Source organism: Devosia sp. (assembly GCF_017307565.1).
Classification (GTDB): Bacteria; Pseudomonadota; Alphaproteobacteria; order Rhizobiales; family Devosiaceae; genus Devosia.
This window is the reverse complement of record NZ_JAFKHD010000455.1, coordinates 1-11,002: the sequence shown is the minus strand read 5'-3', so window position 1 is coordinate 11,002 and position 11,002 is coordinate 1. Positions and strand designations below refer to the sequence as shown.

Genomic DNA, 11,002 nt, shown 5'->3' with positions numbered 1-11,002 from the left:
GCCTGCACCGTCCGCAGCACCTCATGCACGCTGCGGCCGGTTGTCATAGGATAGGTCGAGGTCATCCGGACTATCCCGTCAGGGTCGATGATCAGGGTCATGCGCACAGTGGCGCTGTCGGCTGCATCTGGGTCCAGCATGCCATAAGCCCTGGCGATGGCCATGGATGGATCTTCCAACAAGGGGAATGGTATCGTGACGCCGAATGTACCTTCCATGGCGCCGATCCATCCCATGTGGGCGAACAAGCTATCCACTGACAGTCCAAGAAGATCACAGTTCAGTGCCAGAAACTTGCCATGGAGCCGGGCAAAAGCCAGGATTTCCGAGGTGCAGACGGGCGTGAAATCGGCTGGATGGGAAAACAGCACAAGCCACCGCCCTCGATAATCTGACAGCTTCCGCACGCCCATCGTGGAGCGAGCTTCGAACTTTGGAGCTGTGCTTCCGATCCGTATGGAAGCCGACCTCAATTCCTGATTCATGGCATCACCCTTTTTGTTATTCCATAAATTAGCATAGTCTAATATAATGTGGTGTCAAGCCGAGGAAACCCTGAAAGAGGTGCCGACGTTTAAGCCTGCCTTAAGGTGGGCCCTGCCGATGCGGTGGAACTCTTCAACTCTGCGGTCAAAAAAAATGATTCTTCTTCGCATTCGAGACTTTGCGCTTGTCGCTTCGACTGCTTCGCTACTGGCCGCCTGTGCAACGACCGCGCCGATCCAGCAAACTGCCGCACCGTTGATCAATCCCGTCGATGCCATGCGATATGCCGCACCGCTCGACGAGAAATTTCCCGTGGCTCCGATCGACGTTGCCAAGGTGGACCCGCAATACCTGCGACAGATCGTGGATTTTCCCACGACCGAACGGCCAGGTACCGTAGTGGTCGATACGACCAACCGTTTCCTCTATCTGGTGCAAGAAAACGGCAAGGCCCTTCGATACGGCGTGGGTGTGGGCAAGGAGGGCCTTGAGTTCAAGGGCACCGCGAACATTGCCCTGAAGCGGGAATGGCCGCGCTGGACACCCACGCAGGACATGATCAAGCGAGAGCCGGATCGTTACGCTCAGTGGGCTGGCGGCATGGAAGGCGGCGCCGAAAACCCGTTGGGTCCGCGCGCGCTCTACTTGTTTAAAGATGGCAAAGACACGCTTTTCCGCATCCACGGTACCACGCAGCCGGAGACGATCGGCACGGCGGTGTCTTCGGGTTGCATCCGCTTGATGAACCAGGACGTGATCGATCTTTACGGCCGCGTGCCGCAGGGCGCTAACGTCGTAGTGCTTTAGGACAGAGAATGGAGACAAAGACCATGAGCAAGCGTCTCCTCACTGTTGTGCAGATGAATGATCTGCATGGCTATCTTGAACCACATGCCGAGATCATCTGGTCGCCCGGTGGCCCACAGTTTCCAACAATGGGTGGACTTGCCCGGATTGCAAGCGTCGTGGCCGGTTTACGGCAGGAAACTGCTGGTGGGCTCGTCTTCCTCGACAACGGCGATACATTTCACGGTACGTTTCCTGCCGTGCAGTCAAAGGGCGAGGCGCTGATCCCAATGCTCAATGCGTTGGGAATCGACGCCATGACCGCACATTGGGATTTCGCGTGGGGCCCCGGGCATCTGAAGTCCCTTGCGTCAAAGCTAAACTACCCCATGCTCGCCGCGAATTGCACTGACCCCTCCACGGGCGAACGACCTTTCTCAGCTCAGATGATTTTTGAGCGCGGAGGGATACGCGTGGCTGTAATCGGGCTCACGGCCACCATAATCGACAAGTCCATGCCACCACGCTTTGCCGGCGGCCTGCAGTTTACGTCTGGAATAAGTGAGTTGCCCTCTGCGATCGAGCAGGCCAAGAAAGATGCAGCCGACATCGTTGTTGTCCTGTCGCATCAAGGGTTCCCCCAGGATTGCCTGCTGGCGGAGTCGGTCGCTGGGATCGACATCATCGTCAGCGGCCATACGCACAACCGGCTGTCTCATCCCGCCCGGGTTGGTCAGACTCTGATCATGCAATCGGGCTGCCACGGATCTTTCATCGGTAAGATGACCGTGAGCATTGATGATGGGCGCATCGATTTGGTCGAGCACCAGCTCATCCCGATCGACGAAACGATACCGGAGCATGCCGACATTGCCGAGCTCGTCGAGCGCGCGATGGCGCCGCATCGGGCAATGCTGAGCGAGATCGTCGGCTCCACCGCCAAGCCCTTGCACCGGGCGACCAGCATGGACGCACCGATGGATGACTTTCTCTTGGCTGCGATCTGTGACGTGGCCGGAACCGCAATCGGCTTCTCTAACGGCTGGCGCTACGGCGCGCCCATTCCGCCCGGCCCAATATCGCAAAACGACTTGTGGAACATCATTCCCACCAATCCTGCAGTTTCGACCGTGGAACTGACCGGCGCAGAAATATGGGAGATGGTCGAAGACAATCTCGAGCGCACGTTTTCCGCTGATCCCTTTGGCCAGATGGGCGGCTATGTGAAGCGCTTCCGGGGCCTCACGGTGTTTGGGCGCATCGAAAACCCGCCAGGACATCGCGTGGTAGATATCCATGCCGGTCAGGAGGTGCTCGATGCAAAAAAGCGATACAGGGTCGCCTACGTCACCGAGCAGGGGGTGCCAGCCAAATTTGGCGTTGACCGTGCCAATCTGGAGATGTCGGCGATCGATGCCATGGCCTCCTATCTTCGCAAAGACGTGCTAAACGATATTGCTGGAACCGGCCGCTTCGTCGCCGTTTGACGCTCCCAATGGAACGATATTGCTATGCGCGGCTTCTTCCGGCTACCCAAACTCGCGGGGCGTTTCGGCCACCTGCGGAGCACGCTCTTGTTCGTGCTGGGTTCGGTTGTCGGCGCACTCGGCGGACTGGTCGTTACGGGCGTCAGTAATCTAACCCAAGTTCTACATCACGCCCTGTTCGGACTTGGAGCTGGGGCGCGGCTGAGCGAACAGGCCGCGTTGGGGCACCCGCTGTTGGCTATGGTTCCCGCTGTAGGCGGGATACTAATGGGAGCCACCATTGTGCTCAATCGCAAGTACAGGAAGCGCCAACCGGTCGATCCCATCGAGGCTAACGCTCTGCACGGTGGCCGAATGTCTATGCGGGAGAGTGCAGTCATCACGTCGCAGACAGTGATTTCGAGCAGTTTCGGCGCGTCCGTGGGACTCGAGGCCGGATATACCCAGTTGGCAAGCGCTGCTGGTTCCTGGCTCGCTACAAGATTTCATCTGCGTCGGAACGAGGTGCGTATGTTGGTCGGCTGCGGTGCCGCTGGTGCCATCGCCGCCGCATTCGGCGCACCGCTAACAGGCGCCTTTTATGCATTCGAACTCATCGTTGGGATATACTCCATTGGTCTTCTCGCCCCGGTGGTCGGAGCCGCCTTGGCCGGAAACCTGCTGGCCGTGCAACTCGGTGCTGTCCAGACCCATATTGAACTGGGGGCCATCGCCGCCGTCGGCCCGTCCGACATCGTGGCGTTCGTTGCCTTAGGTCTCATTGGCGGAAGCTTTGCCGTGATGCTGATGCGTTTCGTGGGCTTGGTGGAACGCGCCCTTGTGGCAAGCAGGTTGCCGATCTGGTTAAGGCCGGCAATAGGGGGACTTGCTGTTGGCGGATTGGGCCTGATCACGCCGCAAGTGCTCTCCTCCGGCCACGGTGCTCTGCATCTTCAATTCATTCAGTCCTTTGGGCTCTTCGCGCTCGTCGGTCTCCTGGTCTTGAAGTCGATGGCATCAGCAATATCTTTGGGCGCCGGCTTTCGCGGCGGCCTGTTTTTCGCGTCGCTATTTTTAGGCGCGTTGATCGGGAAGATCAGCGCAATGGGCGCATCCCTTTTCGGTATGCAGGTGGATGTGGGATTGGCGGCCGTAGTCGGAATGGCGGCAGTGGCCACCGGGGTGGTTGGCGGCCCCCTCACCCTGACTTTCCTGATCCTGGAAACGACCAACGATCTTGCAATCTCTGGTGCCGTAATGGTCGCGTCTGCGATTTCTGGCGTCTTGGTCCGGGAAATGTTTGGCTTCTCATTCTCCACCTGGCGCTTGCATCTACGTGGCGAGAGCATTCGTGCGCCGTATGATATAGGCAGAATTCGCAGCCTCACGGTCGGCGCAATTATGCGCCGGGACATAACGACCATAGAGAAGGAAACGTCATTGTCGGAGTTTCGCCAGCGTTTTCCGCTGGGATCGACGGAACGCGTGGTGGCGATGGACAGCAATGGCGCTTATGAGGGTATTGTTCTTGTCGCAGAAGCGTATCAACCTTGGGAAGGCGAGGAGCCGCTGGAAACGATCGAACCCCTGTTGCGGCATAAGGACCGCTTCCTGCTAGCGGGCATCAATGCCAGTGATGCGGCTGCCATGTTTGAGCGGGAAGGCAGTGAAGAGCTTGCCGTCGTGGAAAACATTACCAGCAGAAAGGTCATAGGGCTTTTGACCGAGGCCTATCTGCTCCGGCGCTATTCAGCGGCCCTCGATCAGGGCTGGAAGGATTTGACGAGCTGAATGGCCAGCATTTGGCAGGAGACAGTGGGCTCGGACAAGTCCGCTGTTCGGCAGCAAGATGTCGATGCCACGGCTGATATGGGGTCGATGGCAGACCGGAGTCCCTTCCGATTGAACGACAGCTATCCCGTTTAGCTCCTAAAACCTGCCAGTCTGCTGCAGGCCCCAACTTTGTCGTACTAACAACGTCTGCTTTTTCCAGAGGCGACCCTGAAAGCGGACAGGCGGCTTGCCACCCTCATGGCGCCGCTGGTCAGTGCCGTAAAAAGTTCATTAGGGCAGTCAAGGCGTTTAAGCCGGCCATTCTGTTGGCTTCCGTGGCACCTTTTTGATTAGTCCTCCTAACCGGGAGGTGCCCTAGAAAAGGCTGCCTCCGGCTGAGCCACATAAGCCATTGCCAGCCATTGGTCGCTGACTAGCACCAGAACTCCTCGCCGTTGGGCCACCTTCGCGCCAGCCCTTCGGCAATGAGGATGTCGCCAACATCCGTCCCACCGATACGGATCTTGGCGAGCACGCGGTCGTATCGATCCTTGCCGCCAGTCTCGACAGTGAAGGTATTGCCGTTCAACAACTGAAGCAGTCGGGCACTGGCCCGCTTCGCTAAAGTAATCTCGGCTTGGCCGCCGCAAATGTCGTTGTACGGCTCTGGGGTGTCATAGCTCTCAAGCCGAAGGTTGACGCCCTGCAACCAGATCGTATCTCCATCAACGACGCATGTAATCCGATCTCGCCCGCACATCGAGATGCGGAGGTTCCATTCCTGTGCATGGGCGGGCCAAATCCCAAGGGTAGCGGCGAGCAGTGCGATGGCGGCGATGACTCGGGTGCTGATCATAAAGTGTGCCTACCATAACTCCGGCGCTTTTCACGAGCTTGACCCACTAAACTAGAACATTCTGAAATCGGTATCGCAAAGTGACCCGGTCCGCCGCGCTAGCCAGAATGCACCAGATTTTGCCTCATTCCCCTTTTTATCGCGCTCTTATGAAACCCAATTTGGGTAGTACTAACGCGAAAATGTTGCGATTTGCCCGTTTGCATGTAATTTCAACAAACGCGAATCCTCACGGACAGCGATGGGTTTTCATATCCCGTAGTCAAAATTTGGAGCTGACCAGCCGGCAAAAACGAAACCGCCTCGGAATGAACCGAAGCGGGGAGATCGTCTAAAAACTCGAATGTGGTAGTTCATTTTTAGACCCTCCCCATTTCTCCGTCAAGAGTTCGGCGTCATTTCGGCGAGGGATTTCGCGCGCCCTGGTCACAACTGTTGGAGAGCAGTGGTGACGACATATTCAAGAGGACGTCGACAGACCGACGCCCGGGCTCATTACCGGAAAATGGCGGAGGAGGCCGAACTGGGTGCCGTTACCCGATCGCAGTTACAAGTGCTGGCAAAGGACCTGCCACAGACGGGTTTGGTCAACTCGACCGAAGCCATGTTGCTCGTTACTCTGGTCCACAGCGCGCCTAGCCCACAGTTTGAGGCGGGCGGCTTGCCGATCGTCTTCAAGTCAAACGCCACACTTGGCTTCGAGATCGGAAAGACGCCCAATCACACGGGAGCGCTGCTGTCCCGGCTATTTGATGCTGGGTTAATCGCGATGCGGGACAGCGGAAACTATAAGCGGTTCGCGCGCCGCGACGATGCGGGGAATGTGGCCGCTGTCTCTGGCATCGACCTTCGCGTGCTAGTTGCGCGTTATAGGGAACTTAGTGCCCTGGTCGCAAAGGCGCGTAGCGACCGCAACGCAAGGGAGGCTGCCTGGAGCGAGTACCGCGGCGCCGTCCGGCAGTTGCACCTGGTGCTGAGCAGCGTCGAAGACTTAGCTTGCCGTATCCTTGCGACGCTGAAGCGCCGGTTCAACATCATCTTAGCCAATGTGAGCAAGAAATCGACGGCAGCCCGGATTGGTCGAGCAGCGCGCCTTTGTCGTTGGCTTGCCGAGAGGGCGTATGGCCTTAACAAGGGTCGTGAAGACAGCCTGGCATCGGGTAAAATCATGAGCAGGACGCTCGAAACTCGTGACCACATACAGACTACAAATCTCAACCAATTAGTATCTTGTAGTGAAGAGGCATGGCGTCCGGCCAACGCCGGACCAGTTATCCTGAATGGAGCGAGCTTCGCTCGCAGGGCTTGGGATGAAAGAAGGGGCGAGGCAAAATCCAGCCTTAGAACGCGGCCCGAGCCCGGCCGTGCAATGCAGATAGAGACCTTGACGGCGGCCTGCCCGGCCTTGAAGTCGTGGCTGGGTGCAGCCCCGACGAGTTGGCCCGCCCTAATCGACAAATACCCGCTCCTGTGCGTGCTGGTGGGCATATCTGCCGATGCGCGCGATCATGCGGCCAGCGTATTGGGGCAAACCGGAGCGGCTATGGCCGCGGCACTTATCATTGAGCGCCGAGAGGCGGGCGAAATCAAATCTGCCGGTGGATTCATGCGGGCGCTGATTGAACGCGCTAAGAACGGCAACTTGCACCTAGAAAAATCGATTTATGCCCGCGCCAAAATGCGATTGGAGGTAGCGCGTAAGGTTCCGGATTCTTGAACTTCACAGCCTAAAACTCCAGGCCAGAGTTCTGGAAATGGCGACCAATCGTTGCTTAGAGGAATCCGGGGCAGGAATTCGCCTTGATAATGATACCTTATTTGGTTCAGACTAGGTTGTGGCTAGAGAAGTCGTCCGAGCTGGATGAGGCGGTGAGATTTCGCTCTCGGAAGGGGGCATCTGCAATTTGAACTTGTTCGCAGGGCGTCGTCAAAAATCGAGCCCGGCAGGCCTTAAAATTCCCCGCCTGAGGCTTCCTCGCGCAACAATTTTAGAGCCCTTTTGGGCTTCTCCGCTTCGCTCCGTCGAGCGCTTTTTGCCTTATCCGCCCTGCGTTAACGGCGACATTGCAACCGCCCAATAGGAGAGCGAAAATGACCATCACCAACTACATCAAGTTCGACACCGACGAATTCACCAAAGCCACCGGCACTGGCCTCGTGTCCACCCTCGATCGTGATCTCGATATCAAGGTTGTGCCATTCATCTCCGATAACCCCAAAGCCCCGACGCACAGGGTTTTCGCCAAATCACCACGCGGCCTCGACATCGAAGTTGGCGGCATCTGGAAGAAGCTCAGCAACGACAAGAAACCCTACTACACCCTCAGCATCAAAGGCCTAAAGCTCAACGCCAATCTGGGTCGCTTTCCCGGCCAGGACGACGAGTTGGTGCAGGCGATCATCCCCTGGGACCCGCAGGACTAATGTGACCCGGCCCTGGCGCTTGGCGCCCGGGCCAACCTAATTGTTGCGACCTTGCAGACACGGCCGCTTCAGTTATCGGTTTCCGAAGCCTTGAGCTTGCGAGGTTTAGGAGGACCACGTTTAGCCTTTTCAGCGAGGATCAGTCCTTTCACGTCCTCACTGGTCAAACCATTCTTGTCCATCATCTCTTTGACATCGCGAACAACGGCATGGTCGGCCTCGTCTCGTTCACGCTGGACGAGGTCAGCGATCAGCGAAACATAGGTCAGGATCTCGTGCACGTTCTTGGCGGGCAGCCTCATGACAGTGCTGACCAGCTTGCCGCGGGCTTTTGCTTCGGCCTCATCCGTCCCAAAAATTTGCGGTGCAACTTCGGCCAGAACGTCGAACATCTCCGGACCGAGAATCTCAATCATGAGGATCAGCCGGGTCACTCGCAAATGGGCTTCGCGTCGTTCGGCGCGGCCGTAGAATTGTTGGGATAGTCCCAACAGTTCCGCCATTTCCTCTTTGGTGATGTTGGCGTTCTCGCGTGTTGCAGCGAGGTGGTCCGAAATTCTGTTTTCGAGTTCTTCAGGAGACGGGACAGGGAGACTGGTCTTACGACGATAGATCGTCTTGCCCGATTCCTCGTCCAACACGGGGATCAAGCCGAGCAATTTGATGTGCCGCTCAATCTCTTTCACATCAATGTCCAGCAAAACGTCATCATCATGGGGCGTAAGTCTTCTGGTTCTTCTGAATTTTAGGCTGCCAAAGCCCAATAGGCCAAAGCTCAGCATTTGGCCATTGTGACCCAGATTCTTTGCTGAATCGTGCAAAAAACGCCCTGCTGACAGGTTGGCCTCGCGAAGGCCGGAACGCGCTAACCAAATAGCGCTGTAGAGACGGCCGGAGCGTCTGACTCACGTTGACTTAATTTCCTTCAAGCCGAGCATGGACCAACGATCCAATGATTTTCTCAGAGTGGCTTCCACAATGTGCGGCGTTTCCACCCATGACAGGTGCAAAGTCATTTTGCATACAAAGTCGCCGCCATTCGACAGGCAGTCGTCAACGCTAATGCTCGACGAGTCGCCGGCCTTGGATTCAGGCCAGTCGGAAAGCTCAAAGAGGGCGGCCAGGGCTTCCGGGCCGGTGGGCCAGGTAGTTACCGGCGGCCTTGGCGCCATTTGCGCAGCCATCCCGTTGACTGCTAGTGCGAGGGCCCCGCCGGCGAAATTCGAGCTGGTCATGATGGGAGACAGGAAGACACCCATCAAAAGCCCGACAGCAAGCCCGGTGAAAAATATGCGTCCCGATTTCATAACGGCTAAAAGCCATTCTTTTCGAGATACTCATCGAGCGCGGCAATGACGATCTGAACGCGTGGCACTTTTGACGCATAATTGGCGGCATCCAGCCGTGCCTTCAACTCAGGCGCTAGGAGGAGATTGACCGCCCCTTTTGAGTTCGGGCGTTCAGCAGCCTTCAGATCAAACAGCGAACCTTTCTTTATGTTTGGCGCGGCGTCGGTTCTCCTCGGACGGGCCTCTGGGATGACAGCGTCAACAGTGGGTTCGGGCGACTGCGCCGCCTCGCTGGGGGGAGACGCCGGATGTCCTCGAGGGCGCGTGCTGGTGGCCGGCCTGCGGCGCATGGTGGGAACACTATCGAGCAGTTCGTCTTTACCTGCCATTTGGGGCTCCTTTAGGCACTGATCGTGATTTTGTCGACCGCAAGGATTTCGTCGAATTCTTTGACGAACCTTTGGACCTCAAGTCGGGCTTTCTTGATCGTCGGATTGGGGTCGATGATTTGAAGCGGACCTAAACCGTTTCGCAGTTCCTTGTAGATGTTGCGCGAATAGAGTTCGGTTTTCAGAATCCGTGTCGAGTAGCCGTCTCCCTGGAGTTTGACGATAAAGTTGTGCAGGGTGGCATAGGCCGACAGCGACTTTTGGACTTCTGCCAGCTCGGTGACATAGGTGACGTGAGGGATTTCTAGTCCAAGTTCGTCGCTCACCTGAGCCACTTCTGCCGCAACAGTCGCCATAGCCTTGACTTCATCGCGGCCAATTTTGACCGGGGTCGCTACAATATCGGATTGGCGCAGCACTTCTTGGTTCACGGCGCCCTCGGTGCCTGGGGCGTCGATAATCACATAGTCGAATTTGGCGTGAGCGAGTTGTACCTCACGGGCAACCGCAGCTTTGGTCAACGCCGTTGTGACTGTGATAAATTCTGGACCATTGCCTCGGCGCACGGACTCGGAAAACCAGTCAGAGAACCGCTGTGTCGGGTCGGCATCAATGACGAGCACCTGGTTCTCTCGAAGCGCGTATTCGCCAGAGGTCAGGATCGCGCCGAGGGTTTTCCCGACCCCGCCCTTGCCACTGACAAACGAAATTACCTTCGCCATCGCTCTTCCTCGCGTAGTGCCGCACAAAGCCGCTCGCAACACCCTTTGATCGAATGGTGACCTGGTAGATCCAAATCCTGCAGGTCTGCGAACATGGTGATCATGATAAACCCATTTAACCAGTTGGGTAAATCTGCATGTCTGGTTTTCTGGTGAATTGGTGCTTTGCATTTAACCAGGTTGTATCGAACCAGGTCACCAGAAAACCACGAAGGCTTTAGGTTCACACCAGTGCGTCTTTGGCCCCCCTCCTTATGACGTCTGGCGATGTGCTTTTGACAGCGCGCCTTAGAGGAGTTTGAAAGCATTAGGTGTAGGTTTGTTTTGGCAGGATACGCATGTTTGTGGTACAACCTGCCAACGATCGAGGGACCTGCCCTCGATTTGGCCCGCTGGCGGGCCGTTGTAGGCAAGGCAGAGCAGTAAATGGTCCGACGCAAAGGAACTCCCCGTGAGACGGATGCAACCGCAACGGCCGGCGTCCTGAGCTACCCGACCAGCGAGAAATCCAAGTCGGAAGTGGTGCGGGTGCGCGTTAGCGGTAACGAATTGCAGCAGATCGAGGCAGCGGCAGAAGCAGCAGACTTGACCATTTCGAGCTTTATCCGGTCCCTAAGCCTGGAGGGGGCAGGGGTAAAACCCTTCCTGTCCTACGAGGACAGATTGGTTTTCGCAGCTTTGGCGGAGGAATTTCGCGCGGTTGGTGTGAACCTCAATCAGATCGCGCGGGCGATCAACGCCACGTTCGTGTCGGTCATGCTGATCCCGAGCCAGGTGCTCATCATTCCCATCTACCTGCTGCTGTCGCGCA

Annotated in this window: 12 protein-coding genes; 6 read left to right on the top strand and 6 right to left on the bottom strand. The window is 57.0% G+C overall.

Annotated features, from left to right (window positions below; genetic code table 11):
* The coding region (locus J0I64_RS20145) for a redoxin domain-containing protein (protein WP_291411628.1) at positions 1 to 485 on the bottom strand (485 nt) is incomplete at its 3' end.
* A 154-nt stretch (positions 486 to 639) separates the two neighbouring features.
* Between J0I64_RS20145 and J0I64_RS20140 the strand changes: the two genes are divergently transcribed.
* The 3 genes from J0I64_RS20140 to J0I64_RS20130 are packed head-to-tail and all read left to right on the top strand — an operon-like array spanning position 640 to position 4,529.
* Positions 640 to 1,293 carry a L,D-transpeptidase gene (locus J0I64_RS20140; protein WP_291411626.1) on the top strand — a complete coding sequence of 218 codons (654 nt, stop codon included), beginning with the start codon at positions 640 to 642 and terminating at the stop codon, positions 1,291 to 1,293.
* Between the two features lie 23 nt (positions 1,294 to 1,316).
* The gene (locus tag J0I64_RS20135) at positions 1,317 to 2,759 is read left to right on the top strand and encodes a bifunctional metallophosphatase/5'-nucleotidase (RefSeq protein WP_291411624.1); all 1,443 of its coding nucleotides are present in this window, start codon (positions 1,317 to 1,319) and stop codon (positions 2,757 to 2,759) included.
* A 24-nt stretch (positions 2,760 to 2,783) separates the two neighbouring features.
* Entirely contained in the window at positions 2,784 to 4,529 is a 1,746-nt protein-coding gene (locus J0I64_RS20130) for a chloride channel protein (protein ID WP_291411622.1), read from the top strand.
* A gap of 415 nt (positions 4,530 to 4,944) precedes the next feature.
* Here J0I64_RS20130 and J0I64_RS20125 read toward each other — a convergent pair whose 3' ends face one another.
* A complete protein-coding gene (locus tag J0I64_RS20125) occupies positions 4,945 to 5,367 on the bottom strand; it encodes a thermonuclease family protein (protein ID WP_291411620.1) in 423 nt (140 codons plus the stop codon).
* Between the two features lie 448 nt (positions 5,368 to 5,815).
* On the opposite strand from J0I64_RS20125, the gene repC reads away from it, so the two are divergent.
* Together repC and J0I64_RS20115 are read left to right on the top strand one after the other, a co-directional pair.
* Complete coding sequence (repC, locus tag J0I64_RS20120; protein ID WP_291411618.1) at positions 5,816 to 7,084, top strand: plasmid replication protein RepC; 1,269 nt, start codon at positions 5,816 to 5,818, stop codon at positions 7,082 to 7,084.
* A gap of 374 nt (positions 7,085 to 7,458) precedes the next feature.
* On the top strand, positions 7,459 to 7,791 hold the full coding sequence (locus J0I64_RS20115; RefSeq protein WP_291411616.1) for a DUF736 family protein: 333 nt from the start codon (positions 7,459 to 7,461) through the stop codon (positions 7,789 to 7,791).
* Between the two features lie 68 nt (positions 7,792 to 7,859).
* On the opposite strand, the gene J0I64_RS20110 is transcribed toward J0I64_RS20115, so the two are convergent.
* From J0I64_RS20110 to J0I64_RS20095, 4 genes are all read right to left on the bottom strand, one after another.
* A complete protein-coding gene (locus J0I64_RS20110) occupies positions 7,860 to 8,573 on the bottom strand; it encodes a helix-turn-helix domain-containing protein (protein WP_291411613.1) in 714 nt (237 codons plus the stop codon).
* Between the two features lie 123 nt (positions 8,574 to 8,696).
* Complete coding sequence (locus J0I64_RS20105; RefSeq protein ID WP_291411611.1) at positions 8,697 to 9,098, bottom strand: hypothetical protein; 402 nt, start codon at positions 9,096 to 9,098, stop codon at positions 8,697 to 8,699.
* Between the two features lie 5 nt (positions 9,099 to 9,103).
* Positions 9,104 to 9,469: a hypothetical protein gene (locus J0I64_RS20100; RefSeq protein WP_291411609.1), complete on the bottom strand. Its 366-nt coding sequence runs from the start codon at positions 9,467 to 9,469 to the stop codon at positions 9,104 to 9,106.
* Between the two features lie 11 nt (positions 9,470 to 9,480).
* Positions 9,481 to 10,191, bottom strand: a complete 711-nt coding sequence (locus J0I64_RS20095) for a ParA family protein (protein ID WP_291411607.1) — start codon at positions 10,189 to 10,191, stop codon at positions 9,481 to 9,483.
* 426 nt (positions 10,192 to 10,617) lie between these two features.
* On the opposite strand from J0I64_RS20095, the gene J0I64_RS20090 reads away from it, so the two are divergent.
* Positions 10,618 to 11,002: plasmid mobilization relaxosome protein MobC (locus tag J0I64_RS20090; RefSeq protein ID WP_291411605.1), on the top strand; the 385-nt coding region annotated here is incomplete at its 3' end.

Excerpts from the sequence above, each read along its gene's own strand:
- J0I64_RS20140 (WP_291411626.1), top strand. The coding sequence starts at position 640 with ATGATTCTTCTTCGCATTCGAGACTTTGCGCTTGTCGCTTCGACTGCT.
- J0I64_RS20135 (WP_291411624.1), top strand. The coding sequence starts at position 1,317 with ATGAGCAAGCGTCTCCTCACTGTTGTGCAGATGAATGATCTGCATGGC.
- J0I64_RS20130 (WP_291411622.1), top strand. The coding sequence starts at position 2,784 with ATGCGCGGCTTCTTCCGGCTACCCAAACTCGCGGGGCGTTTCGGCCAC.
- J0I64_RS20125 (WP_291411620.1), bottom strand. The coding sequence starts at position 5,367 with ATGATCAGCACCCGAGTCATCGCCGCCATCGCACTGCTCGCCGCTACC.
- J0I64_RS20115 (WP_291411616.1), top strand. The coding sequence starts at position 7,459 with ATGACCATCACCAACTACATCAAGTTCGACACCGACGAATTCACCAAA.
- J0I64_RS20110 (WP_291411613.1), bottom strand. The coding sequence starts at position 8,573 with ATGCTGAGCTTTGGCCTATTGGGCTTTGGCAGCCTAAAATTCAGAAGA.
- J0I64_RS20105 (WP_291411611.1), bottom strand. The coding sequence starts at position 9,098 with ATGAAATCGGGACGCATATTTTTCACCGGGCTTGCTGTCGGGCTTTTG.
- J0I64_RS20100 (WP_291411609.1), bottom strand. The coding sequence starts at position 9,469 with ATGGCAGGTAAAGACGAACTGCTCGATAGTGTTCCCACCATGCGCCGC.
- J0I64_RS20095 (WP_291411607.1), bottom strand. The coding sequence starts at position 10,191 with ATGGCGAAGGTAATTTCGTTTGTCAGTGGCAAGGGCGGGGTCGGGAAA.